We start from the raw sequence: 23,808 nt of genomic DNA on the forward strand, positions 1-23,808 counted from the left end.
CTTCCGTGTCGGTACCGGCCGTTCGGGGGGCTGCCCGGCCGGTACCGACACACCAGAGAAGAGGGGACCCCGGCGCGAGAATGACGCGCGGCCGCGTCTTTCACCTGACCGAGTGAATCGGTCCGTTCGGCGGGCGGCGTTGACCCGTTCGGGGTATACGCCTCACCCGAGGAAGGTCCGTAGTTCGTCGATGACCGCCCGCGGCTGCTCTTCCGCGACGAAGTGCCCGGAGCCGGAGATCTTCCGCACCCGGACGTCGACCGCCTTCGAGGGCAGGACCGCGGCGAGATAGTCGTAGTTGAACTCCGAACCCAGCCCCAGCATCGGGGCGGTGATCTTCGCGTAGGCCTTCTGATCCTCGATGTCCGTGCCGAACGCCTGGTACCAGCCGTTCCCCGCGCGGATCGCGTCCGGGCGGTCGTACGCGGCGGCGTAGATCGCCCTGTCCCTGGCCCCGATCGAGGCCGGATCGGCCGCGAGATGGTCGAACATCCAGTCGACGAGAAAGCGCGACCGGCCGGTCAGCAGCTGTTCGGGCAGGGCCGCGACCTGGTTGAAGGCGAACCACCAGACGTTCACCGGTTGCCCGGGCGGAGCCAGCATGGGGAGCTGGTACAGGCTTTCGTCGGGATGCGAGACGTCCATGAGCGTGACGGTCTTGGTGGCTTCGGGGTGGTTGGCGGCGAAGGCGAACGCGACCATGGCGCCGATGTCGTGCCCGGCGATATGCGCCTGACGGTGGCCCAGCGTGCGCAGGAGTTCGAAGATGTCCCGGGCCATCGTCTTCTTGTCGTATCCGCCTTGCGGTTTGCCCGAGCCGCCCATGCCCCGCAGGTCGACGGCGATGACGCGGTACCGCTTCGCCAGCTCCGGCATGACCTTGCGGTACTGCCACCACGTCTCCGGCCAGCCCGGCAGCAGGATCAGCGGCTCGCCCCGGCCACCGGCGACGTAGTGCAGCCGGGTCCCGTTGACGTGGGCGTATTCGCTGCGGAAACCGCCGGAGAGGGACCGGGCGAGTGCCGCGTCGTCGGGAGCTCCGGACTGGCCGGCCTCGGCGATGCCACCCGAGGCCACCAGCGCGGCCGCGGCCCCCGCGCCGAGGGTGAGCATGGACCGGCGGTTGAGGAAGGAACGGCTGTCTTCGGTCATGTCCTGATCGTGGCCGGACCGAGGTGCCGGCCGTGAGCGGTGTTTTCGCCAAACGAGGTTCGTTTCAGGACAGGATGGGTTCGGGCACGCCCAGCCTGGTCCCGAACGTCTCCCGGTAGGACACCGGCGTGACCCCGACCTGCCGCCGGAAATGCGGGCGGAGCGCGGCGGACGAGGAAAACCCGCAGTATCTGGCGATCTCGTCGACCGGGAGATCGGTGGATTCGAGCAGCTGCTGCGCGCGGATGACGCGCTGGTGGGTCAGCCAGGTGCCGGGCGCGGCACCGGTGATCTCGCGGAACCGGCGATCGTAGTTGCGCCTGCTCATATGCGCCCTCCTGGCGAGTTCGTCGACCGGGAGCGCCGTGTCCAGCCGGGTCAGCGCCCAGGCCATCGTCTCCGACACCGGATCGCCGTCGTCGAGTTCCGGCATCGGCGACTCGATGTACTGAGCCTGCCCGCCGGGCCGGTGCGGCGGGACGACCATGCCCTTCGCCAGCCGGTTCGCCACCTCCGCGCCGCACCACGAGCGGATCAGATGCAGGCCGAGGTCCATGCCCGCCGCACCGCCACCCGCGGTCAGGATGTCGCCGTCGTCGATGTAGAGCACCGATTCGTCGAGACGTACGGCCGGGAACCGGGCCGCGAGCAGCGGCGCCATCGCCCAGTGCGTGGTCGCGGGGCGTCCGTCGAGCAGCCCGGCCGCGGCCAGGACGAAGGCGCCGCTGCACAGTCCGGCCACCCGGGCTCCCCGGTCGTGGGCCGCGCGGAGTGCCTCCAGCGCGGTTTCCGGCGGATCCTCCATGGGCGACCGCCAATTCGGGACCAGCACCAGATCCGCGTCCCGGACCGCGCCGAGGTCTTCGGGGACCGGCACGGTCAGCCCGCCGCCCCGCAGCGCGGTCCCCGGTTCGCCGCCGACGACCCTGAGATCGAGGTCGGGCAGCTCCCCGAAGGCCGAAGCCATCTCGAACACGCCGAACGCGAAGGACATCGCACCGAGCGATGCCCCGTTGAAGACCACTACGGCCAGCCGTCTCATGGGCCGAGTCTAGAGACTCGTGAGTGGTTAGGACGGTTCTAACCGTCCTAACCACTCACGAGCCCGACCTGCGGCGGAGTCGGTTTTCGACTGTCCGAAGGGGACGGTAGATTCCTCGCGCACAGGTTGCTCGGGGGAAGGAAGCGTCGATGTCGTATCCACAGGGACCGCAGTGGCAGCAGGGCCAGCCCCAGCAGCAATACCCGCAGCAGCAGTATCCCCAGCAGCAGTACTCGCAGCAGGGCTACCCTCCGCCGGGTTACGGCGGGCCGCAGTACCCGGGGCCTCAGCCGCCGAAGAAGGGCAACGGCCTGCTGGTCGGGCTGATCGCCGGCGGTGGCGCGCTCGTGGTGGTCGTCTTCGTGATCCTCGCGTTCGTCGCGCCCGGATTCCTGCTGAGCGACAGCAAGTCCTCGAACTCCGCGAGCGCGTCGGAGGCTCCGCTGCACCTCAATTGGGGCTCGGTGCTGGCGGGCAAGTTCATCCTCGCGGTGTTCGGTGACGAGCCCGAGAAGGCCGCCGAGTCGGCCTGCGCGGACGCCAAGGACAAGGTCCGCAAGGCGGTGAAGGAATACGGCGCCCGCAACGCGTCGCTCACCGCACAAGAACCGCGCGCGGCGGGTCCGGATCTGATCGTGGTGACGATGACCGGCACTCTGGACGCCAGCGAGAGCTTCACCGGGACGATGGAGGTGCGGCGAGAGGCAGGCGACAAGTACTGCATCTCGTCGATCTCGCCCGTGCCCGCGGGCTGAATCAGGGAAGCAGGCCGATCCGCCGCGCGTGCGTGACCGCCTGCAACCGGGAGGTCGCGTCGAGCCTGCGCATCGCGTCCCGCAGGTAACTCTTGACCGTCTCCGCGGTCAGCCCGAGCCGGTGCGCGATCTCGGCGTTCGTCAGGCCGAGCGCGACGAGCGCGACGGTGTCCAGTTCCCTGGGCGCCAGGCGCACCACCGGGGAAGCGGTGCCGGTGAGGCTGTCGCACACCGCGTCGAGGCGGTCACGGAGAACGCTGTCGGTGATCTGGCCGGAGAGCGCCCGGAGCTCGCCGTAGACCTCTCGCAGCCGTTCTCGCGGTGCGGCCTCCTCGCGATGCTCCGCCAGGGGCCGGCTCTCCGCCAGCCGCTTCTCGATCTCGTCCTCGACGGCCAACGTCTGTTCGAGATCGCGCGCGGCGTGCAGGGCGGCGGTGATCGTCCGGTCGGCGAGGGTGGCCTCGTCGCGGAGGCCGCCGTAGAGGACGGCGCGGACACGGCGGCGCACGACGACGGGGATCGCGACCACCGAGTGGATGCCCTCGTCGCGGACCGGCTCGTCGTAGTCGTGACTGATCGTGGTGGCGCTGTGATAGTCGTTGGCGACCACCGGCCGGGTCAGCGCGAGCGCCTTGCCGCCGAGGCCGCGGCCCGCGCGGACGGACAGGCCGTTCAGCGCCGTGCCGCGGTTGCCGAGGAACGCGGTCAGCCGCATCCGCGGTGAGGCGCCGGCGACCCCGGCGAAGCCGACCGGCAGGCCGGTGTCCCGGCGCAGGTCCGAGACCGCGCCGAGGAGCTGGGCGTCGTCGACCGGCATCGGCTCACCCTCCTCGGTGATCCCCCTCGATCGGGGGTGGTGGACGGATCGGGCCCGCCCGCACGATTCCCGGAACTGTACGCCTTCGCCAACGTCCCGGGAGAAACGATGACCGAAGCTCACGTCCGGCGGTTGCTCGAGGTCTACGACGACGAGGGGGCCTGTGCGGCGACGCTGTTGTGCGACCGGCATCCGGCGGAGGCGGTCGCGTTCACCGTGGTCGAAGCGGACCTGACCAGCCACGATCTCACCTACGGCGAGCTGCGCGAGCAGTCGGAACGCTTCGCGGGGGCGCTGCTCGGCCTCGGCGTCGGGCCGGGGGACCGGGTCGCGACGCTGATGGGCAAGTCGGCGGAGCTGGTCGTGGCGCTGCTGGCGATCTGGCGGCTGGGCGCGGTGCACGTCCCGCTGTTCACGGCGTTCGCGCCGCCCGCCATCGCGCTGCGCGTCACCGGCAACGACACGAAGGTCGTCATCGCCGACGCCGGTCAGCGTTCGAAGCTGACGCCGTCCGCCGATCTTCCGGACGCCCCGGCGCGGCGGATCGTGGTCGTCGGGGACGGCGAGGCGGGCGATCTGTCGTTCCGGGAGATGCTGGCCGACGCCGCGCCGTTGCCGGGAGCCGCGGTGACCGGCGGGTCCGGCGTCCTGGTGGAGCTGTTCACCTCCGGGACCACGGGAACGCCCAAGGCCGTCCCGATTCCTCTCCGCGCGCTCGCGGGTTTCCAGGCGTACCAAGACTTCGCGCTCGACGTCCGTGCCGACGACGTCTTCTGGAACGCCGCCGATCCGGGCTGGGCCTACGGTCTGTACTACGCGATCATGACACCGATGGCGACCGGCAGGCGGAGTCTGTTGCTGCACGCGGGTTTCTCCGCCGAACTGACGTGGGCGGTACTGGAGCAGTTCGGCGTCACCAACTTCGCCGCCGCTCCGACGGTGTATCGCGCGCTCCGGAACTCGGCGGCCCCGGTGCCGGACGGCCTCCGCCTGCGGCACTGCTCTTCGGCGGGGGAACCGTTGACCCCGGATGTCCTGGAGTGGGCGTCGTCGAAGCTCGGCGTCGGCGTTTACGACCACTATGGACAGACGGAACTCGGCATGGTGGTGGGCAACGCGTGGCATCCGGACCTCCGCTCGGAGGTCAAGCCCGGCTCGATGGGACGGGTCCTGCCGGGCTTCGCGGTCGAGGTCCTGCGCGAGGACGCCGACGTGGTGGCCGAGCCGGGAGAACGCGGACGCGTCGCCGTGGATCTTCCGGCGAGCCCGCTGGTGTGGTTCCGGGGCTACCGCGACGCGCCCGAGCGCACCGCCGCGCGCTTCAGCCCCGACGGCCGCTGGTACTACACCGGCGACGTGGCCGCCAAGGACGACGACGGTTACTTGACCTTCGCTTCGAGGGACGACGACGTCATCCTGATGGCGGGCTACCGTATCGGCCCGTTCGACGTGGAAAGCGTTCTGCAGCGGCATTCCGCCGTGGCCGAATGCGCCGTCGTCGGTGTTCCGGACGCGTTGCGCGGCGAGGTGGTCGTGGCGTATGTGGTGGCGCGGGACGGCGTCACCGCCGACACCGAGCTGGTGGCGGAGTTGCAGCAGCTGGTGAAGACCCGGTTCGCCGCGCACGCCTACCCGCGCGAGGTGCACTTCGTGCCGGAACTGCCCAAGACTCCCAGCGGGAAGATCCAGCGGTTCCTCCTGCGGGAACGGCATGCTACTGATCGATCGGCCAGGTCTCGTCCCGCAGCAACCGCTTGAGCACCTTGCCGGTCGCGTTCCGGGGCAGCTCCTCGACGAAGTACACGTCCCGCGGGACCGCGAAGCGGGCCAGCCGGTGGTGGATGTAGGCGCGGACGTCGTCCGCGCTCATGCGGGCCCCGCGTTTCGGCACGATGTACGCGGCGAACCGTTGCCCGAACTCGCGATCCGGCACGCCGATCACCGCGGCTTCGTGGACGCCGGGCAGGGCGACGATGGCTTCCTCGACCGGGCGAGGGGACACGTTCTCCCCACCGGACACGATCATCTCGTCCGCCCGTCCGGTGACGAAGAGCCGTCCGGCGGCGTCCTGGTAGCCGACGTCGCCGGTCGCCATCATGTTCTCCGCGCGGGGCACGCTGGCGCCGTCGGTGTAGCCCTCGAAAAGCATGTCGTTGCCGACGAAGATCTGCCCCTCCCAGCCCGGCGGCACACGGTTGTGGTCGTCGTCGAGGATGGCGACGCTGGTGCCGGGCGGGCAGCGGCCGGCGGTGGTCGGCGCGGCGCGCAGGTCCTCGGGCGTGGCGATGCTGGCCCACGAAACCTCGGTGGAGCCGTAGAAGTTGTAGAGCACGTCGCCGAAGGTGTCCATGAACTCGGTGACGATCGTGCCCGGCAGCGCGGATCCGCTGCTGGCGACGATCCGCAGCGACGACAGGTCGTAGCGGGCGCGGATCCGTTCCGGCAGATCGAGGATGCGCTGCAACATGATGGGCACGGCGAACAGCACACCGCAGCGGTGTTCGGCGATGGTCCGCAGTATCTCTTCGGCGTCGAACCGGCGGATCAGCGACAAGGACGCGCGCACGGCCATCCCGATCTGCATGCCGGCGAGCCCCCAGCTGTGGAACAGCGGCGCGGCCACCACGAACCGGTCTCCGGAGTGAAGCGGGATGCGGTCGAGCATGGCGGCCGACGTCGACAATCCTTTCGGGGTGGGACGGCGCGCGCCTTTGGGGGTTCCCGTGGTGCCCGACGTGAGGACGACGAGCCTCCCGATCCGGTCCGCCGGTTTGAGTTTCGTCGCGGGCACCCCGGCGATCAGCTGATCGATGGTCGGGTAGCCGTTCTCGGTCTCCGGCCAGGTGGACAGCCGCAGGAAATCGCCGGGGATGCCGGCGATGATCCGCGAGAACTCGTCGTCGGCGAGCACCGCGACCGGTTTGTGCAGCCCGATCACGTCCGCGACCGCGCCGGCGGAAAGCCCGGTGTTGAGCAGGATCGCGTCCACCCCGAGTTTGCTGCACGCGATCAGTGACTCGACCATCGCGGCGTGGTTGCGGCACAGCAAGGCGATCCGGTCGCGGGCGCGGACTCCGCGGGCGGCGAGCGCGTTCGCGAGCTGGTTGCTGCGATCGGACGTCTCCTTGAACGTCCGGACGTTGCGTTCGTCGTGCACCGCGACGTCATCGGGTACGCGGGCGGCGTTGGCCGAATAACCGCCGGCGACGGTGGCGCCCCATTGCGACAACGAGGTGAGCTGCCGGGCGATCTTGTCCGGGCGCGCGGCCGCGAGCACCCCGGCCTTGATCAGCGTGCTCGCCGTGTGCAGGGTGGTGGCCTTGGTGTGCGCCGGTTCCTCCTGGGGTGAGGCCGCCCGGCCCGAAAGGTGCAGCTCGATCCGGCGGGCCGTCGCGCGGACGGCGCGTTTGAAGGACGCGGCGGACACCAGAGTGGCGTGCGGTGCCGGAAGCATCAGCTGGGCGGCGAGTTCCGTGCCGCCGCCCGAAGCCTGCCGCAGCTCGACCGAGACCCAGATCCCGTCGTTCTCGACGCCGCACCACACGACGTGCTCACCGGGCCGCCAGACTCGGGCCTCGATGTCACCGACGACGAGTGTTCCCGGCCGCGGCTCCAACCGGACGAGGCATTTCGGACCGCGCCCGCGTTCGGCGGGCCGCTGGATCTCGCACCAGCTGATCTCGGCGACGAACCTCGAGTAGGACTCGGGATCGCCGATCACTTCCCAAACCTGGCCGGGGGAGTGCCCGAGAATCGAGCTCGCCTGGACCACATCGTCTCGCATGCGATTCGCCTCACCACGCGCGTTCGGGTGTCGACCGGGCCGCTGCCGGCGCCTCCTTCGTCGTTCAAGTTCGGCGAACCTACCAGCAATCGGCCGTACGCAGTACTCCGAACGATCGCGTGCCCAGGAGAGTCACCTCGGAAAGGGTAAGTGCTCCGGTGGCGCGAAGCCGTCCGCCGACGGTGTTGATCGCGACGTCCGATTTACGCCAGTCTCCGACGCGCGAGGCGGCGAAGCTGGCGAACGTGACAGTTTCCACGACGGCGGCCGAGGCCGCGCATACCCGTATCGAGCCGGGAATCCTCTACTTCGGCACCCCGGTGGTGCTCCTTTCGACGGTCGACCAGGCGGGCGCCCCGAACCTGGCCCCGATGTCCTCGGCGTTCTGGCTCGGCTGGCGGGGCATGCTCGGGCTGGGCGCGAAAGCGAAGACGGCGCAGAATCTCATGCGTAACCGTGAATGTGTTCTGAATCTCCCTTCTGACGCGCTGGCGGCCGCCGTCGACAGGCTGGCGCTGACCACCGGGTCGGATCCCGTCCCGGCCCGCAAGTACGAACGCGGCTACCGGCACGAACCGGACAAGTTCGCCCGCGCCGGGCTCACTCCGGTGCCCTCGGAGACGGTCCGGCCGCCGCGCGTCGCGGAGTGCCCGGTGACGATGGAGGCCGTCGTCGAGGCCGTCCACCCGCTCGCGGAGGACGACCCGAAACAACGCGGCGGCGTCCTCGTGTTCGAGGTCCGCGTGCAGCGTGTCCACGTCCACGACGACGTGCGGATGCCGGGTACCGAAGACCGGATCGACCCCGACCGGTGGCGGCCGCTGATCATGAGCTTCCAGAAGCTCTACGGCCTCGGCCCGCAGGTCCATCCGTCGACACTGGCGCGGATCCCGGAGCGGCTCTACCGGGGGCCCGACATCGAACGGTCGCGGGATCAGTCGTCGCGGGCGAACGAGAACCGGTTCACCAACGGCAGCCAGCGCTGATAGGACGCGGCCAGCAGTGGCCACCCTTCGCCGGACAGGCCGCGTTCGAGCTTCGGCCGCAGTTCGTGGTCGTTCAGCGACGACACGATTTCGAGGGCGCTGTCGCCGGGGCCCGTTCCGTCGAGGTTCGCGAACCACGCGACGGCCTCCGGATGGCCGACGTGGATCGCCAGCAGGACCAGCACCGCGCGGAACGGGGCCTCGCGGTCACCGTCGGCGAGGAATCCGGCCAGCTCCTCACCGGCGAACCGCGCCCGCAGGAGGCGGTACAGATTCAGCAGTCTCTTGGCGGCCCGCGGGGACCGGATGAGCGGGGCCAGGGTCGGCAGGAAGTCCAGTTCAGCCTGGGAAATCACCAGTCGAGGAGGTCGGACGTCTATTGTGGACTGTTCGGACGACGGTTTCGGTGCTTCCGTCCGAGGAGACGAAGCGGCCGCGGCCAGGGGAGGACGGTCGCCGGTGGCCCGATCCGTTCCGGCGGGGGTCGTCACCGGAATGGCATCGGGGGCCTCGGTGTCGGCGAGCCCGCGCACGAGCCCCGCGAACCCTGGATCGTCCATGGGGGACAACGTGAACGGCACCTGGAAGATCTTCTCGAGGTAACTCTCGGCGAAGGATTCGGGATCGTCGCCGAGCATCTCCTCGTAGTGCTGCTCGACGGCCTTCTTGAGCCAGCGGGAGTCGACGCCCACCACGACGACGAACACCGGCAGCGCCAGCAGGAGGTGGATGGCTTCGAGGACCTGGACGACGACCTTCGGCGGGCAGCGGTCGAGGTCGTCGATGTACAGCACGGTCCGTTCGATCTTCCCCGAACCGTGCGGTACCTCGGCGAGCATGGTCGCGAACGTTTCGAGATCCTTGCGCAGCAAGGAGACCACGCCCAGATGCTCGACGTAGTCCGACACCCGGGACTCGGCGAACGACACGAGGTCCAGCCCGGGCGCGAGTTCGGTGACCGCCTTTTCGAGCCGGTCGGATTCGGCGTCCAGTTCGGCGAGGCGCCGCTCGGTCTCTTCGTCCTCTTCGGACGGTCCGCCGAGCTTGTCGAGCGCCTGGTGGATCCGGTCCGCACTGGCGCGCATCCGCAGCACGACGGTGAGCGCGGAACTCACCACCGTGAGCCCGCCGAGCACTCCGGACACCTGCGACCGGCCGACGAGCAGGGTGACGACAAGGACCGTCACCAGTCCGCCGATCAGGACCAGCAGCGGAACCGGATCCTGCCGCAGTCGTCGCCAGAATTCGGCGACGTCCGAACGCAGCCCGCCGGTCTCCTGCGCCAGCCGTTCGAGGTCTTCGGCGGTCGGCTGGTCGACACCGATCCTGGACGCGATCCAGGCCTTGTCCGCCTCGGTGAGGCTGTCGAACACCGCGCGGACGTATTCACGCGGCTTTCGCCGCCTCCGGTTCGCCTGCTTCTGGCGAGCCGTCAGGGTTCTGCGTTCGAGGCGGACCGCGCTGAGCCTGCCGAGCAGCGTTTTCTCGGTCTTGCGGCGTTCGGCGAGCAGGTCGGCTTGGCGCTGAAGGTCGTTCTCGGCGCCGCTCGCGGCGAGGTTGTCGAAGATATGCGTGGCGAGGCTGGCGAGGAGGTTCGCTTCGCTGTAGTGCCAGGCGTTGAAGCTGATCTGGCGGACACTCGAACAGTAGGAGGACACAGACTTCCCGTGCGCGCCCGCCTCGGTTTCGGCCGCCCGCGCGGAATCGGCGAGTTCGCGGACGCGCAGTTGCATCTGGCGCATGAAGAAGCTCTTGCCCGAACCCCAGCTGCCGAACAGGCCGATCGACAGGGGAGGGGTGATCATCCGCGAGACCACCAGGTCGGCGAGCATGCGCACGTCGGGACCGATGCCGAGGCGGTCGACGCCGTCGTCGGTGTCGGGCCGGTAGTCCGCGAGGTGGGTGGGGAAGGGGTCCCGATCCTTGTCCTCGGAACCGGCGGGCTCGCGCGCGACGGCGATCTCGTCGATCGTGCGGATCGGCCCTGACGCGGGGAACATCGCCCTGGCTTCTTCACGTTCGGCGGCGGAGAGGTTCGGGCCGATGTGGAAAACGGCGGGCCCGAGGCGATCGATCGCCGCACGCAGTTCGGGGTGGTCGTATTGGCTTTCGCCGACCAGCCCGAGAAGCCGGCGCCGAGGATCCTTGTCCAGCCACTTGGCCACCGCGGCGGGGTCGCGGCCGAGGGTTTGGGGGAGCTTCCGGTCGAGCCAGAGCACTGCCCGGCCGTCGTGCCGGTCGGTCACGAGCTCGTCGAGTTCCGGCTCGATGACCAGTTCCGTTCCGGCATACGTCATCGTCAAGGCTTCCCAGGCCGATCGCCTCGCACCCGAGTAGACCTCGTGGACGAGGAGGGTGAACGGCGTGGTCTCGAGCGCGGACCTGAGCGGGGGGTCGATGTCCCTGGGCAGATAAGGCCCCGGCTTCTCGCCCGGCGCCTTGTTCATCAGCAGAATCGACGGATCGACGTCGCGCACCAGCACCATCCGTGCTCCCCTCCCAAGGCCGAACGGAAGGGCAGTCTAGGGGGCAGGCGCTCAGCTGTGGGTGAAACTCCGCATCCGTTCGGTCACCGGTCGCTACGTTGATCCCATGACGGGGGAGCGGCTCGACGGCAGGTACGCGAAACTCTGGGCGGCGAGTACGACGTCCGCGCTGGGCAGCGGTCTCGCGACGGTGGCGGCGCCGTTGCTGATCGCTTCCCGCACCGACGAACCGCTCGTGGTTTCGGGCGGGTTCGCCGTGGCGTGGCTGCCTTGGCTGCTCTTCTCGCTGCCGGGCGGAGTGCTCGTCGACCGGGTTGACCGGCGCAAGCTGATGATCACCCTCGACTGGATCCGCGTACCCGCCGTCGCGCTGCTGGCCGTCGCGATCTCGATGGGTAGCGTCAGCATCACCTTGCTGTACGCCGTCCTCTTCGTGATCAACGCGAGCGAAGTCGTGTTCCGGACGGCGGGCGGGGCGATGCTGCCTTCGATCGTCCCGAAAGCGTTGCTGGAGCGGGCGAACGGGCGGCTGTACGCCGGGACGACGCTGACCCACGGCATGCTCTCGGGGCCGCTGAGCGGATTCCTGTTCGGCGTCGCGGCGAGCATCCCGTTCTACGTCAACGCCGGCACGTACGCGGTCAGCGCCCTGCTGCTCGGGTTGATCGCGGGCGCCTACCGGTCACGGCCCGGTGACGGCACCGGCGGGCCGGTCGTGCGCCGGTCGATGCGGCCGGAGGTGGCCGAGGGGTTCCGCTGGCTCGCCGGTCAGCGTCTGCTGCGGACCATGATCGGGTTGATCGGGATGCTGAACCTGACACTCGTCGCGGCCACCTCGGTACTGGTGCTGCTCGCGAAGGAACGGCTCCAGCTGGGTTCGGTCGGCTACGGCCTGCTCTTCACCTGCATGGCGGTGGGCGGGCTGCTCGGCTCGGTCATGGGCGACCGGCTGATCGCCTGGTGCACGCCGACCTGGACGCTGCGGATCGGGCTGGTTATCGAGGCCGCGACCCACCTGGTGCTCGCGACGAGCACGAGCGCGGCGGTGGTCGGGGTGATCCTGTTCCTCTTCGGGGTGCACGGGGCCCTGTGGGGAATCGTCGGCAGTTCCCTGCGTCAGCGGCTCACCCCGCCCGACATGCTGGGCCGGGTCGGCAGCACCAGCCTGTTCATCATCGCGGGCGGCAACTGCGTCGGTGCGGTACTCGGCGGGGCGGTGGCGTCGAAGTTCGGGCTGACGACGCCGTACTGGGCCGGTTTCGTGGTCGCGGTAATCGTTTCCGCGCTCACCTGGCGGGTGTTCGACCGCGAGGTCGTCTCCGCGGCCTACGCGCAAGAGCCCGCTGTCAGCCGTTGATCCCCGTGAGCGCGAAGAACTCCTGGCGCGAACGAGCGTCTTCACGCAGTGTGCCGAGCAGGGTCGAAGTGACGGTGCTCGACCCGACGGCCTGGACCCCGCGCAACGTCATGCACGAGTGCTCGGCTTCGATCACCACGCCGACACCACGCGGTTCGAGCTGCTCTTCGAGCCAGTCGGCGACCTGCTTCGTGAGCCGTTCCTGAACCTGCGGACGGCAGGCGAAGTGCTCGACGATCCTGGCCAGCTTGGACAGGCCGAGAATCCGCTCGCCCGGCAGATATCCGACGTGCGCGACCCCGACGAACGGCAGCAGGTGGTGTTCGCAGACCGACCGGACCGGGATCCCCCTGGCGAGGACGAGTTCGTCGTAGCCCTCGTCGTTGGGGAAGGTCGTGAGATCGAACGGCCGAGGGGTGAAGAGCTCGGCGTACGCGCGTGCCATCCGGCCCGGCGTGCCGCGGAGGCTCTCGGAGTCCAGCGAAATGCCCAGTGCGGTGAGGAGATCGGCGGCCGCGGCCTCGGCCGCCACCAGGTCCGGCCCCGGCCCGGATTCGTGCACGACGCGCAAGGCGGGAGTGGACATTGGGCCTCCTAGGCTGAGCGCGATCCCCTGTGTATTAAACCAAGACTTTTGGGTGTTTTTGCACCGGTGGCTCATCTTACATGGTAGATCGGCAGTCCAGAATGTTCCGCCGGTTGAGATAGGCGATATCGTGGTGAACGTGACAGTGTCCGACTTGCCCGACGAGGACGGCCTCGACGCACCCGCCATCGCCGCGGTGGCGGCGCTCGACGACGACCTTCGTCGCGGCATGTACGCCTACGCCCGGCGTGCGAGGCGTCCTGTCACGCGGGACGAGGCCGCCGCGGCGGTCGGGATTTCCCGCAAGCTCGCCGCCTTCCATCTCGACAAGCTCGTGGCGGCCGGACTGCTCAGATTCGGTTTCGCGGCCGGTCCGGTGGTGAAGGTGGGGCGCAGGCCGAAGGTCTACGAACCTGTCGACGAGGCCATCCAGGTGCAGCTTCCCGTCCGGCGCCACGAAATCCTGGCGGGCATTCTCGCCGAGGCCGTGCTGGCCGAGGGGAGCGGTGAGACCGCGAGAGAGGCCGTGCTGCGGGTCGCGGGGGAGCGCGGTTTCGCGGCGGGCGAAGAAGAACGAGCGCGAACACGTCCCGGCAGGCTCGGCACGGAACGCGCGCTCACCGTGGCCGAGGGAATGCTTCGCCGCTACGGTTTCGAGCCGAGCCGGGACAGCAGGACCTGCGTCCGGCTGCGGAACTGCCCGTTCCATCCGCTGGCCGCGGAAGCCCCGGAGCTCGTCTGCGGGATCAACCAGGCTTTCCTCGCCGGTTTCCTGAACGGCGTGCGCGCCGGGAACGTGGAGGCGGCCCTCGTTCCCGGCGCGGCCGAGTGCTGTGTCGAGTTACGGCAGGCCGAGTAGGTCGCTCAGGCGGCGCCGGCGATCTGCCGAGTGGCGACGTTGAGCCGGTTCCAGGTGTTGATGGCGGCGATGGACAGGACCAGGCTCGAGAGCTGCTTTTCGTCGTAGTGGCGAGCCGCTTCGTTCCAGACCTCGTCGTCGACCGGGTCGGCCCGGTCCGCGATGCGGGTGATGGCCTCGGCGAGCGCGAGCGCCGCGCGTTCGGCGTCGGTGAAGTAGGCCGTGTCGCGCCACGCCGCCACGGTGAAGATCCGCTCGTCGGACTCGCCCGCCTTGCGCAGTTCCTTGGTGTGCATCTCCAGACAGCCGCTGCACCCGTTGATCTGGCTGGCGCGGACGTGCATGAGGTAGTGCGTGGTCTTCGGGACACCGGTGTCGCCGGTCGACTCCGCCAGTGCGATCAAGGCCTTCAGGGTGGCCGGGTTCGCGAGGGCGGGGTTCGGGATGCGGGTTTCCATACTGTTCTCCTTCAGGGTTTCCGTCTTGCTTCCACCGCACTGACGGATCCCGGAGCGGAGATGTGACTCACCAGGGGCCCTGGCGCTTCGCTGCACGCTGCTACTGAAGCAACCCGATCGGGACCGCCATGCCCACGAACAGCACGAGCTGATAAGCGCTGTTGATCACGGTCAGCCGAGCGGGCTTCTGCTCGAAACCGTTGTGCTGTGCCAGGGTGGACAGCGAAAAACCCAGCCACGCCACGAATCCGACCGCCGGAGCGACCCAGAAGGAGTTCGTGGCGAAGAAGCTGGATGCGATGGAGCTGGCGGCCGCGAGTGCCAGAGCGGTGACGACGATCGACGCCACCAGGACGACGAACGGCCGCTTGCCGCTTCTCGCGGAGTCCTCCTTGGTCACGCCGGTCAGCTTCCGCCAGGTGCCGCCGACGAGACCCCAGTCGCTGTACCAGATCCACGCGATCGCCATCCCGGCCACGATGGCGACCGTGACGGGCGGCCAGGCGATGCTCAGCTCCACGGAACCGCTCCTTTCCCCTGTGCAGTGCAGTGGATATAATCAACCGTGATGGATAAAGTCAACCGGCACTCGAAGAGCCCTCGAACCTACGGGCAGTTCTGCGCGCTCGCGCGCTCCCTGGACGTCGTGGGTGACCGATGGACCCTCCTCATCGTGCGCGAACTCCTCGCCGGCCCGATGCGGTTCACGGAGCTGAAGACCTCACTCAGGGGTATCGCGACGAACCTCCTGTCCGAGCGGCTGAAGACCATGGAGGCGAATGGGATCGTCGAGCGTCGCCTCCAGGACGCCGCCGTCGCCTACGCCCTCACGTCGCGGGGGGCGGGGCTCCGAGAGGCGATGGAGGCGCTCGGCCGGTGGGGCGCGCCACTACTGTCGACCGGCCAGGGCGACGATGCCTTTCAGCCGCGCTGGCTGACCCTGGCCCTGCCTGCGCTTCTCCGCGGCGTGACCAGTTCTCCGCCCGTCGAGCTCGGCATCGAGACGGACGGCTTCCTCATGGTCCTTCGGATCGACGACGACGGTCCGAGCACCTTCGTGCCCGATCGGGTACCGGCGTCGGTCTTCACCGCCGATCCCGACGTGATCGTGGCTTTGGCGGCTGGAGCGATCGGCATCGAGCAGGCCGTCGCCGCGGGCGAGTTCCGGGGCGACTCCACTGTCCTCCGAACCGCGTTCGTCAGCGTTCGTGGGAAGGCGAGCCCGGTGACCGACGGCGACTGACCGGACGTGGAAGAGCCGAGTTCACCGGCTCAGGCGGTCACCGTCGCTCGGTCGCGGAGCGAGACCTGCAGTTTGAAGCCCTCCGGCTTGAGGGTCAGCAGCTCCTGCACCTTCAGCAGATAGGACGGGTCGCCGCGCAGCTCGTACCGGCTCAGCACCATGCCGAGCACCAGGGTCGCCTCGTGCAGGGCGAACTGCCGCCCGATACAGGCCCGCTCGCCGGTGCCGAAGGGTTTGTAGACGTGCGCCGGGCGGGCACGGTTGCGTTCGGGGGAGAAGCGGTCCGGGTCGAACGACTCGGGATCGTCTCCCCACACGGGGTCACGGTGCAGTGCCGGAATGAGGACGAGCGCCCACTGCCCTTTCCGCATCGGGTACTCGCCGCCGACGACCGTGTCCACCTGGGCCTGGCGCGCGAACGCGGGCGCCGTCGGCCAGAGCCGGAGCGCTTCGTCGAGCACTCGCCGGACGTAGCGGAGTTTCGCGACTTCCTCGTAGGACGGGTCCGGGTCGTCACCCCAGACTCTGTCCACTTCGGACTGGGCGCGGGCCAGGACGTCCGGACTCCTGGCGAGGTAGTAGAGCGCGAACGAAAGCGCGCCCGACGTGGTTTCGTGCCCGGCGACGAGGAAGGTGATGATCTGATGCCGGATGTTGTCCTCGTCCAGCGCCTCGCCGGTACTCGGCTGCGTGGTGTTCAGCATGAGGCCGAGCAGGTCTTCGGTGCTCGGGTCGTCCCGGCGCGCCTCGATGACGTCGGCGACGACTGAGTGGAGGAACGCCAGGTCGGCTTCGTTGCGCCGGTTCGCCTTGCGGCTGAGGAGCGGGCCGATGACCGGCGGCTGGATCGCCCTTCGCTGGGCGTGCCGCAGCGTGCGGACCATCGCGGCGACGAACGGATGCGGCTCGGCGCGTGCGAACGAAGAGAAGCTGTAACCGAATCCCGTCCGGCCGATGGTCTCCAGCGTCAGCTTGGTCATGTCGTCCGCGACGTCGACCTCGCCGCCCCTGTCCCACGTGTCCAGCAGTTCACGGGTGATCGCCAGCATCGTCGGGTGATAGCGCTGCATGGCGTTGCGGCTGAACGCGGGCGCGAGGATCTCGTGTGCGCGCCGCCAGTTCGGCTCTTCGTTGTGCGCGGTGAACAGTCCGTCGCCGCCGAGCGGGCGCAGGTTCGAGATCGCGGGCGTGACGTGCTTCGCGAAGCGCTTCTCGTCGGAGAGGTCGGCGACCATGCCGGCGCCGTTGACGAACACGATGCTCCGGCCGAACACCTTGCGCTCGAAGACCGGGCCCAGCTCGGCGGCGTGCCGCATCGAGTCCTGGACCGGCGTCTTCGGCGACACGCCGAGTACGTCGCCGATCAGCGGAATCCGTCGCGGGGGGTGGGGGAGAGCGGTGGCCATCGAGCCCCTCCTGATGAGCACTGTGAGCACTGTTGAACCGGCATCCAATAGCGAGCGTGGCCTGTTACTGAACTCGTGTCAAGTAAGTACGATGCGCGGATGGCGCCGAGTACTTCCGGGAAGCACCGCAGCAGGCTGAGCACCGCCGAGCGGCGGGAACAGCTGCTGCGGATCGGCGCCCGCCTGTTCGCGGAGCGGCCGTACGACGACGTGTGGATCGAGCAGGTCGCTGACATCGCCGAGGTGTCCCGGGGGCTGCTGTACCACTACTTCCCGACGAAACGGGACTTCGTCACCGAGGTCGTCAAGGCGCAGGGTGAACGGCTGCTCGAGATGACCAAGTCCGATCCCACGCTCCCCGTCGCGGAGCAGTTGACGGCCGGGCTCGACGCGTACCTGCGCTACGTCGAAGCCAACGAGGACGGCTATCGGGCACTGCACTCGGGCACGTCGATCGCCGTCGACGGCGTGCGCGAAGTCCTGGACAACAACTTCGCCGAGCAGGGACGCCGGATCCTGGAGGTGCTGTGCCCGGACGGCGAGCCGCCGGAGAGCCTGCGGGTGCTCGTCCGCGGATGGCTGGCCTTCGTCGTCGCGGTCTGCCTCGACTGGCTCAAGTACCGGAAGCTGACCCGGGAAGAGATCCGGGATCTGTGCGCGAAGGCGTTGCTCGACCTGGTCGACGTGCCAGCATGACCTCGGCGCGCTCCTCGATCAGCTTCATCCGCGCGAGTCGCTCGCCGTCGTCGTTGTGCGCCGCGGACCGGGTGACCTGACCGGCCCACTTCCGGTAGAACATGCCGCACGCGGAGACGAAGTAGCCGTCGGAGCAGGCGTTGGCGGCGAGGATCAGCCCGGTGTCCTCCGACGCGGGCAGCGCCATCCAGCCGCCCAGTTCCAGCAGCAGGTCGCGGCGGATGCACAACGTCCCGGCCACCACCGACGACACGTAACCGTTGCGCTGCCAGTGGCGCAGGATCGCGCCGCGTTCGATCCGGCCCTCCTCGGGATCGCTGTCGACGCCCGCCGTGGTCCCGTCGGGAAGGAGGTCGAGGACCCGGCAGGTCGTCCAGCCGATCGCGGGATCCTCCAGCGCCGCGATGTCGCGTGCGAGCGCGCCGGACGCCAGGAGGTCGTCCGCGTCGAGTGCCTTGATCAGCTCGCCGGAGGCGCGGGACAACGCCATCATCCGCGCGACTCCGGGGCCGCCCCGGCGCCCCGAGCCGGGCAGTACCCGCTCGTCCGCGGGGAGGACGCCGTCGAGCAGACCGGTCTCGCCGTCCTCCTGCACCAGCCATTCCCAGGCCCAGCCCGGCGGGAGTTCCTGCGCGGCGAGGGATTCGTACGCCTCGGTCAAGTACGGCAGGCTCGGCGGGTGGACCGGGGTGATCACGCTGACGACCGGCATGCTCACTCCGGGCGGCGGGCGAGGATCAGCAGGTGCTCCTCCGGCGGTGTCCCCGGCTCGTCCGCGGTGAAGAGCCCCGAATGGGTTCCGGTGACCTCCAGCCCGGCCGCCTCGACTCGCCGCACGAGGTCGTCCGGGGCGAAACTGGTCTCGAGGAAGGTGCGGCCGAAGAACTCCGCCGGCACGTCCTCGGCGTCACGCGGAACGGTGACCAGCGCGAAAAGCCCACCCGGCACGAGCCAGCGCGCGATGTCCGCGAGCACGGCTTCGGTGTCCTTGCGCGGCATCTGGAGGAACGGGAAGAAGGCGCAGACGGCCTCCCACGACTCGGACGGCGAGGTCCATTCACGTACGTCGACGTGGACGAAGGTGGCGGCTGGAACCTGCTCACGGGCGAGCCCGATCATCACCGGCGACACATCGAGGCCGGTCACCAGATGACCGGCGGAGGAGAGGTCCTCGGCCACCGGCCTGCCGGTCCCGCTGCCGATGTCGAGCACTCTCGACGACGGCGGCAAGGTGTCCAGCAGATGCCGCACCGCCCTGTCGACCGCCGGCGCCCGTCCGAAGACGTCTTCGTAGGCGGAACCGATGGCGTCGAACAACTCTGCCGCCGTGACCGGTCGGTCCATCGCACAGCTCCCCGGATCGAGTGGATCTCCCTCCGGCGAGGCTACCGATCGACGTCCTCAAAGGACGGGCCCACCCGGGCCCTTAGACTGGAGCCGACGGAGTCACTGGGGTTTGGGGTTCAAGATGAGCGTGTCGAGTGACGAGTTCCACCGGATGCTGAAGTCGCTCGCCGACGTCGAGCGGTCCGACGCGAAGGAGTGGGAGTCGTTCAGCGTGCGCGGGAAGCGGTTCGGCTACTACTGGCCGCGGACCCAGACCGTCGGATTGAAGCAGACGCTCTCGGAACAGGAAGCCCTCGTGGCCGAGCGGCCCGACGTCTTCGAGGTGCAGTTCACGGCCGGGGGATTCGGCTGGGTGGTGGTGTACCTCGACGGTATCGAATCCGACGAGCTGAACGAATTGGTCTACGAGGCCTGGCGGCTGTCCGCTCCCGAAGAACTGGTCGATCAGGTTCCGCCGCCCTGCTGAGCGTTCCGGCATTCGTGTGTTGACGCGCGTCACTTTTTTCGCGGGGAACATTTTCCGGGTCGTGGCGTTGTAGAGAGTGTCGGTACGGATGGTGCCCCCGGGCCTCACCCTTCGCCTTCATGGAATACCGGTTCGGCCGGAGCCATGTCGTGCCTTTCGCCGAGAGGCGGCCCACCGTATCGGCCTTTGCTCCCGCTTCCGCTCGCAGGTTACCCCCAGGCCTTCGCTGAGCGGGAGCGGGTCTTTTTCGTCCGACCGGCAGTCGGGTTGACGGGCGTCACTCGCTCGCCGGGAACAATTTCGAGTGTCGCCGCGTTATATGAATTGTCGGCTCCCGCTTCCGCTCGCAGGTAACCCCCAGGCCTTCGCAGAGCGGGGGCGGGTCTTTTCGTACCTTTGAGCGTAGACGCGGGTCACACCGATTCGGGATCGGTGCCGGGGAACATTTCGAACGGTTGTGCGTTGTAGAGAGTGTCGGTACGGATGGTGCCCCCGGGCCTCACCCTTCGCCTTCACGGAATACCGGTTCGGCCGGAGCCGTGTTGAGCCTTTCGCCGAGAGGCGGCCCCGTACCGGCCATAAACTCCCGCTTCCTGCTCGCAGGAACCCCCAGCCTTCGCTGAGCGGAAGCGGGACCTTTTCTTTCCAGTCCGTCGCCGGCTCTTGCTTCGGTTCCGAATCTTCTCGGGTGTGATCGGTATGCAGGTCGGTGGTCCGTGAAGGCCTCCTTCACTACCTTCAGGGCGAAGGAGGCCTTCGCTACCTGCTCGCGTGGTTGAGGGCGAACTCGCGTAATTGGGCACCGATCTCCCGTGGCTGGAAGCCGATCTCGCGTCATCTGCTGGAGATCCGGCTCCGGTCACATGTGTGCCGCCGTCCTGCCTGCGGAACCGCGTCGCGTTTGTAGGTGTGGGTCGCCGTCGGGACGTGACGTGGCATCTTCGAGTCGGTATTCGGGTTCGCCGGGGTGTGGGCATGGCGAGGGGCCCGTCGCCGGGTGGCTGGCGGGCTCCTCGAGTTCAGCGGTGGAGGGTGTTGCGTCTAGGTTGTCGGAGCGGATCCCGGTACTGAGGTGGGATGAACTCCGGTAGTCCGTCGGCGGCCATGCGGACTTCCCAGTCACCGTGATGGATCAGGCGGTGGTGGAATCCGCAGAGCAGCACGAGGTTCCGGAGATCCGTCGGTCCGCCGTCTGCCCAGTGAAGGATGTGGTGGGCGTGGCAGTGCTTGGGTTTCCGGTGACAGCCCGGGAACGCGCAGCCTCCGTCGCGGATATTCAACGCCCGCCGCTGGCCCGGTGTCACGAACCGTCTGAGTCTCCCCACATCCAAGGGTTCGCCCGCGGCGCTCATCACGACGGGCAACATGAGGCAGTCACAGGCGGCCAGCCGAGCGTCGCGGGCGGTCATCGTGCCGACGAAGTCCAGGCACGCGGTCCCAAGACCGGATTTGAGTTCGTCGAGTCCGATGGTGACGTTCACCAACGTCCGATACCCGCTGGTGCCGGGCTGGTCCGGGCAGGCGATCGCCAGATCGAGAATATCGACCCAGGCATCACCCATGCGCTCGCATTTCATCCGCAGATCCGCCTGGCCGAATTCGTCGACTGGGCGGGGTTGGGCATAGGCCTCGAGTGCGGCGGCGGTGCGGGCCCCGGTCTCGTCATCCAGAAGACCGGTGAGTTTCCAGAACCCGTCTTTGCGGCGCTCCAGGGTGATCTCGCGGCGCGGCTCCTTCGGTTCAGGGTCCTTGGGTTCCTTGCCGTCGGGGTCCAGTAACGCCAGGAGGTTCGCCTCGGCCTTGGCCAGCTGCCGAGGACCGGCACTCGGGGCAAGACCGGCGAGAATCTTCTCCGCGTTCGCGCGGTCCTCGGCCGGAAGTTTCTTCACGATCTCCAGGATCTGATCGATCCGCTCGTCCCCGACCAGGCCCTCCGCCGCCACAGCGGCGGTGGCGGGCAGCGTGGCGGGAACCTCGGTGCCGTCCAACGCGCGGCTGGGATTCAGGGCGATGGCCCGCTTCACCACGGCACCCGCTTCACCGACCGACAGTCCCGCGATATCCGCAAACCACGCAGCCGTGCGGCCATAGCCGTACAAGTCTTTGACGCCCCGGGACTCGATCTCCGCCAAATACCGCCCCAACCCGGCGGTGGCCATCCGAATCACCTGCAAGGACTGTTGCACGCCATGGGCAAGCTCCAGCTTGCCAGCGCGCCACAGCTCCTGCGGCAACTCGGGGAGAAAGGTCTCGGACACGCCTCCAGAATACCGCAAACAATAGAACATGTGTTCGTAATTTTAAGCAACCGCCAAAGGGAACAGTAACCACTGACGAGTGAATCAGGTCGGCAACCTGAATGACCGTCCGCAAGGCATCCGAAAGGCAATTAGGTGACTAATTGCGAAGGACTCGAGCCCTGACGACTCACGAGCGCCCCGGTTCGAAACTTTCCGAGGCGCTCGTATCGCGACACTCAAGAGTGAAGCCGACGGCGGTCCGCATGTATGACGGTGCCACTCAGGACCCGGCCGAAGGGAGCTCAGGACTCCACGAGAGTCCCGTCGGCCAACCGCACCCGCCGATCCACCTTGATCTCCCGAAGGAACCGCTCGTCGTGGCTGACGACCACGAAAGCCCCTTGATACGCCCCCAATGCGCTCTCCAACTGCCCGACGCTGACCAGGTCGAGGTTGTTGGTCGGCTCGTCGAGCAACAGGAGTTGCGGCGCGGGCTCGGCGAAGAGGACGCAGGCCAGGGTGGCTCGCAGGCGTTCGCCCCCGGAGAGCACGCCGACGGGCAGCTGGCTTCGCGCGCCTCGGAACAGGAAGCGGGCGAGCAGGGTCATCCGTTGTGACTCGGGGAGGCTTGGGGCGAACGCGGCGAAGTTCTCGGCGATCGACCGGTCGAGGTCCAGGAGATCCAGCCGTTGGGAGAGGTAGGCAATCCGGCCCTCGGCTCGCTTGACCACGCCACTGTCAGGAGTGAGATCTCCGTTGAGCACCCGGAGAAGGGTCGACTTGCCGGTGCCGTTTCCGCCGGTCAGCGCGATCCGTTCGGGACCGCGGATCGTCAGGTCGACTCCGTCGCCCGCGAAGACGTTCCGGTCGCCGTAGCGGACCTGGATGTGCTCGCCGTGGAACATCGTGCGCCCGGCGGGGACGTTGGTGCCCGGCAGGATCAGTGCGATCTTCTGGTCATCGCGGAGAGAACGTTCGGCCTCGTCGAGGCGGTTCTTCGCGTCGCTGACCCGTGCGGCGTGTGTCTCGTTGGCCTTGCCCGCGGACTCCTGGGCGTTGCGTTTCATGGTGCCGGCGAAGATCTTCGGCAGGCCCGCGTTGCCGAGGTTCCTGGCGGCGTTGCCCGCGCGGCGTGCCGCCCGCTCGCGGGCCTGCTGCATCTCCCGTTTCTCGCGTTTGACCTCTTGTTCGGCGCTGCGGACGTTGCGTTCGGCGACCTCTTGCTCGGCCTTGACGGCCGCTTCGTACTGGGTGAAGTTCCCGCCGTGGTAGCGGAGATCGCCGCGGTCGAGTTCGGCGATCCGATCCATCCGGTCGAGCAGTTCCCGGTCGTGACTCACCAGCAGCAGGCAGCCGGACCAGTCTTCGAGTACCCCGTAGAGCTTGCGGCGGGCGTCGAGGTCGAGATTGTTGGTCGGTTCGTCCAGGAGCAGGATGTCGGGCCGCTTCAGCAGTTGCGCGGCCAGGCCGAGGGAGATGATCTGCCCGCCGCTCAAGGTGCGCAGGCTCCGGTCCAGCGAAATGCCGTCGAGGCCGAGCCGGTCGAGCTGGGCGCGGGTACGCTCTTCGATGTCCCAGTCGTTTCCGATGGTGGTGAAGTGCTCTTCGCTCGCGTCGCCGGACTCGATCGCGCTCAGTGCCGCGAGCTGCGGCGCGATGCCCAGCACTTCGGCCACGTTCAGGCCGGCGGTGAGCGGCAGCGACTGCGGCAGATAGCCGAGGACTCCCTGGGTGGAGACCGACCCGGACACCGGCCGCAGCTCACCGGCGATCAGTTTGAGGAGCGTGCTCTTGCCGGCCCCGTTCGGCGCGACCAGGCCGGTACGGCCACCGGGCACGGTGAAGGACAGGTCCTCGAAGACCGGAGTGTCGTCCGGCCAGGAGAAAGAGAGCGCGGACACGACGACGAAGGCGTCTGACATGGAAATGACCTCGTGAAAGACAGCGGGCGCCATGAGGCTGCACCGCGATGGACGTGGCTTGAGGGGACGACAAAGAGGCCACGTCGGCGTCGACGCCGGTGGCCTGCCTACTCCGGCTCACCCGGAGATGTCGTCTTCACCTGCCACGTCTGGTCTCCACTGCTCGTCGATCAGGTCCGCGCCTACGATAACAAGACCTGCCCGAG

At 68.5% G+C, this 23,808-nt stretch carries 21 protein-coding genes; 8 read left to right on the forward strand and 13 right to left on the reverse strand.

Going from position 1 to position 23,808, the window contains the following annotated elements; translation table 11 throughout:
- Positions 1-162: 162 nt before the first annotated feature.
- Together CVV72_RS06575 and CVV72_RS06580 are read right to left on the reverse strand one after the other, a co-directional pair.
- Positions 163-1,152, reverse strand: coding sequence for an alpha/beta fold hydrolase (locus tag CVV72_RS06575; protein WP_219151516.1), 990 nt, complete (start codon positions 1,150-1,152; stop codon positions 163-165).
- Between the two features lie 64 nt (positions 1,153-1,216).
- Entirely contained in the window at positions 1,217-2,194 is a 978-nt protein-coding gene (locus CVV72_RS06580; RefSeq protein ID WP_219151517.1) for a GlxA family transcriptional regulator, read from the reverse strand.
- A 149-nt stretch (positions 2,195-2,343) separates the two neighbouring features.
- On the opposite strand from CVV72_RS06580, the gene CVV72_RS06585 reads away from it, so the two are divergent.
- The gene (locus tag CVV72_RS06585) at positions 2,344-2,949 is read left to right on the forward strand and encodes a hypothetical protein (RefSeq protein WP_219151518.1); all 606 of its coding nucleotides are present in this window, start codon (positions 2,344-2,346) and stop codon (positions 2,947-2,949) included.
- Between the two features lies 1 nt (position 2,950).
- Here the strand turns inward: CVV72_RS06585 and CVV72_RS06590 are convergent, their stop codons facing one another.
- The gene (locus CVV72_RS06590; RefSeq protein ID WP_219151519.1) at positions 2,951-3,766 is read right to left on the reverse strand and encodes a helix-turn-helix transcriptional regulator; all 816 of its coding nucleotides are present in this window, start codon (positions 3,764-3,766) and stop codon (positions 2,951-2,953) included.
- A 108-nt stretch (positions 3,767-3,874) separates the two neighbouring features.
- Between CVV72_RS06590 and CVV72_RS06595 the strand changes: the two genes are divergently transcribed.
- Positions 3,875-5,524 (forward strand): AMP-binding protein, encoded by a 1,650-nt coding sequence (locus tag CVV72_RS06595; RefSeq protein WP_219151520.1) that lies wholly within the window; start codon positions 3,875-3,877, stop codon positions 5,522-5,524.
- Here the strand turns inward: CVV72_RS06595 and CVV72_RS06600 are convergent.
- Positions 5,481-7,550: an AMP-binding protein gene (locus CVV72_RS06600; RefSeq protein ID WP_219151521.1), complete on the reverse strand. Its 2,070-nt coding sequence runs from the start codon at positions 7,548-7,550 to the stop codon at positions 5,481-5,483. The two genes, CVV72_RS06595 and CVV72_RS06600, sit on opposite strands and share 44 nt — an antisense overlap.
- A 245-nt stretch (positions 7,551-7,795) precedes the next feature.
- Here CVV72_RS06600 and CVV72_RS06605 point away from each other — a divergent pair, with 245 nt between their 5' ends.
- A complete protein-coding gene (locus CVV72_RS06605) occupies positions 7,796-8,536 on the forward strand; it encodes a flavin reductase family protein (protein WP_219151522.1) in 741 nt (246 codons plus the stop codon).
- Here the strand turns inward: CVV72_RS06605 and CVV72_RS06610 are convergent.
- Positions 8,485-11,022 (reverse strand): P-loop NTPase fold protein, encoded by a 2,538-nt coding sequence (locus CVV72_RS06610; protein ID WP_219151523.1) that lies wholly within the window; start codon positions 11,020-11,022, stop codon positions 8,485-8,487. The two genes, CVV72_RS06605 and CVV72_RS06610, sit on opposite strands and share 52 nt — an antisense overlap.
- Positions 11,023-11,128: 106 nt before the next feature.
- Between CVV72_RS06610 and CVV72_RS06615 the strand changes: the two genes are divergently transcribed.
- A complete protein-coding gene (locus tag CVV72_RS06615) occupies positions 11,129-12,379 on the forward strand; it encodes an MFS transporter (RefSeq protein ID WP_219151524.1) in 1,251 nt (416 codons plus the stop codon).
- Here the strand turns inward: CVV72_RS06615 and folE are convergent.
- A complete protein-coding gene (gene folE / locus CVV72_RS06620; RefSeq protein ID WP_219151525.1) occupies positions 12,369-12,965 on the reverse strand; it encodes a GTP cyclohydrolase I FolE in 597 nt (198 codons plus the stop codon). The genes CVV72_RS06615 and folE overlap by 11 nt on opposite strands.
- 133 nt (positions 12,966-13,098) lie before the next feature.
- On the opposite strand from folE, the gene CVV72_RS06625 reads away from it, so the two are divergent.
- Entirely contained in the window at positions 13,099-13,824 is a 726-nt protein-coding gene (locus CVV72_RS06625; RefSeq protein WP_219153851.1) for a metalloregulator ArsR/SmtB family transcription factor, read from the forward strand.
- 5 nt (positions 13,825-13,829) lie between these two features.
- Here the strand turns inward: CVV72_RS06625 and CVV72_RS06630 are convergent, their stop codons facing one another.
- Positions 13,830-14,282, reverse strand: coding sequence for a carboxymuconolactone decarboxylase family protein (locus CVV72_RS06630; RefSeq protein WP_219151526.1), 453 nt, complete (start codon positions 14,280-14,282; stop codon positions 13,830-13,832).
- 100 nt (positions 14,283-14,382) lie between these two features.
- Positions 14,383-14,802, reverse strand: a complete 420-nt coding sequence (locus CVV72_RS06635) for a DUF1761 domain-containing protein (protein WP_219151527.1) — start codon at positions 14,800-14,802, stop codon at positions 14,383-14,385.
- 48 nt (positions 14,803-14,850) lie between these two features.
- Here CVV72_RS06635 and CVV72_RS06640 point away from each other — a divergent pair, with 48 nt between their 5' ends.
- Positions 14,851-15,525, forward strand: coding sequence for a helix-turn-helix domain-containing protein (locus CVV72_RS06640; RefSeq protein WP_219151528.1), 675 nt, complete (start codon positions 14,851-14,853; stop codon positions 15,523-15,525).
- 29 nt (positions 15,526-15,554) lie between these two features.
- Here CVV72_RS06640 and CVV72_RS06645 read toward each other — a convergent pair whose 3' ends face one another.
- The gene (locus tag CVV72_RS06645; RefSeq protein ID WP_219151529.1) at positions 15,555-16,931 is read right to left on the reverse strand and encodes a cytochrome P450; all 1,377 of its coding nucleotides are present in this window, start codon (positions 16,929-16,931) and stop codon (positions 15,555-15,557) included.
- Between the two features lie 99 nt (positions 16,932-17,030).
- On the opposite strand from CVV72_RS06645, the gene CVV72_RS06650 reads away from it, so the two are divergent.
- The gene (locus CVV72_RS06650; RefSeq protein WP_219151530.1) at positions 17,031-17,627 is read left to right on the forward strand and encodes a TetR/AcrR family transcriptional regulator; all 597 of its coding nucleotides are present in this window, start codon (positions 17,031-17,033) and stop codon (positions 17,625-17,627) included.
- Here CVV72_RS06650 and CVV72_RS06655 read toward each other — a convergent pair.
- Positions 17,545-18,339 carry a glycosyltransferase gene (locus CVV72_RS06655; protein ID WP_219151531.1) on the reverse strand — a complete coding sequence of 265 codons (795 nt, stop codon included), beginning with the start codon at positions 18,337-18,339 and terminating at the stop codon, positions 17,545-17,547. The two genes, CVV72_RS06650 and CVV72_RS06655, sit on opposite strands and share 83 nt — an antisense overlap.
- Before the next feature lie 2 nt (positions 18,340-18,341).
- Positions 18,342-18,971, reverse strand: coding sequence for a class I SAM-dependent methyltransferase (locus CVV72_RS06660; RefSeq protein WP_219151532.1), 630 nt, complete (start codon positions 18,969-18,971; stop codon positions 18,342-18,344).
- A gap of 124 nt (positions 18,972-19,095) precedes the next feature.
- Between CVV72_RS06660 and CVV72_RS06665 the strand changes: the two genes are divergently transcribed.
- A complete protein-coding gene (locus tag CVV72_RS06665; protein WP_125683301.1) occupies positions 19,096-19,440 on the forward strand; it encodes an MmcQ/YjbR family DNA-binding protein in 345 nt (114 codons plus the stop codon).
- 1,019 nt (positions 19,441-20,459) lie between these two features.
- Here the strand turns inward: CVV72_RS06665 and CVV72_RS06670 are convergent.
- Both CVV72_RS06670 and abc-f read right to left on the reverse strand, forming a co-directional pair.
- Entirely contained in the window at positions 20,460-21,698 is a 1,239-nt protein-coding gene (locus CVV72_RS06670; RefSeq protein ID WP_219151533.1) for an HNH endonuclease signature motif containing protein, read from the reverse strand.
- Between the two features lie 284 nt (positions 21,699-21,982).
- Positions 21,983-23,602, reverse strand: a complete 1,620-nt coding sequence (gene abc-f, locus CVV72_RS06675; RefSeq protein ID WP_219151534.1) for a ribosomal protection-like ABC-F family protein — start codon at positions 23,600-23,602, stop codon at positions 21,983-21,985.
- Positions 23,603-23,808 lie beyond the last annotated feature (206 nt).

This window comes from Amycolatopsis sp. TNS106, from assembly GCF_019330265.1.
GTDB classification, from domain to species: domain Bacteria; phylum Actinomycetota; class Actinomycetes; order Mycobacteriales; family Pseudonocardiaceae; genus Amycolatopsis; species Amycolatopsis lurida.

Coding starts and splice junctions, on each gene's coding strand:
- CVV72_RS06575 (WP_219151516.1), bottom strand. CDS start 1,152: ATGACCGAAGACAGCCGTTCCTTCCTCAACCGCCGGTCCATGCTCACC.
- CVV72_RS06580 (WP_219151517.1), bottom strand. CDS start 2,194: ATGAGACGGCTGGCCGTAGTGGTCTTCAACGGGGCATCGCTCGGTGCG.
- CVV72_RS06585 (WP_219151518.1), top strand. CDS start 2,344: ATGTCGTATCCACAGGGACCGCAGTGGCAGCAGGGCCAGCCCCAGCAG.
- CVV72_RS06590 (WP_219151519.1), bottom strand. CDS start 3,766: ATGCCGGTCGACGACGCCCAGCTCCTCGGCGCGGTCTCGGACCTGCGC.
- CVV72_RS06595 (WP_219151520.1), top strand. CDS start 3,875: ATGACCGAAGCTCACGTCCGGCGGTTGCTCGAGGTCTACGACGACGAG.
- CVV72_RS06600 (WP_219151521.1), bottom strand. CDS start 7,550: ATGCGAGACGATGTGGTCCAGGCGAGCTCGATTCTCGGGCACTCCCCC.
- CVV72_RS06610 (WP_219151523.1), bottom strand. CDS start 11,022: ATGGTGCTGGTGCGCGACGTCGATCCGTCGATTCTGCTGATGAACAAG.
- CVV72_RS06615 (WP_219151524.1), top strand. CDS start 11,129: ATGACGGGGGAGCGGCTCGACGGCAGGTACGCGAAACTCTGGGCGGCG.
- folE (WP_219151525.1), bottom strand. CDS start 12,965: ATGTCCACTCCCGCCTTGCGCGTCGTGCACGAATCCGGGCCGGGGCCG.
- CVV72_RS06630 (WP_219151526.1), bottom strand. CDS start 14,282: ATGGAAACCCGCATCCCGAACCCCGCCCTCGCGAACCCGGCCACCCTG.
- CVV72_RS06640 (WP_219151528.1), top strand. CDS start 14,851: ATGGATAAAGTCAACCGGCACTCGAAGAGCCCTCGAACCTACGGGCAG.
- CVV72_RS06645 (WP_219151529.1), bottom strand. CDS start 16,931: ATGGCCACCGCTCTCCCCCACCCCCCGCGACGGATTCCGCTGATCGGC.
- CVV72_RS06650 (WP_219151530.1), top strand. CDS start 17,031: ATGGCGCCGAGTACTTCCGGGAAGCACCGCAGCAGGCTGAGCACCGCC.
- CVV72_RS06655 (WP_219151531.1), bottom strand. CDS start 18,339: ATGCCGGTCGTCAGCGTGATCACCCCGGTCCACCCGCCGAGCCTGCCG.
- CVV72_RS06660 (WP_219151532.1), bottom strand. CDS start 18,971: ATGGACCGACCGGTCACGGCGGCAGAGTTGTTCGACGCCATCGGTTCC.
- CVV72_RS06665 (WP_125683301.1), top strand. CDS start 19,096: ATGAGCGTGTCGAGTGACGAGTTCCACCGGATGCTGAAGTCGCTCGCC.
- abc-f (WP_219151534.1), bottom strand. CDS start 23,602: ATGTCAGACGCCTTCGTCGTCGTGTCCGCGCTCTCTTTCTCCTGGCCG.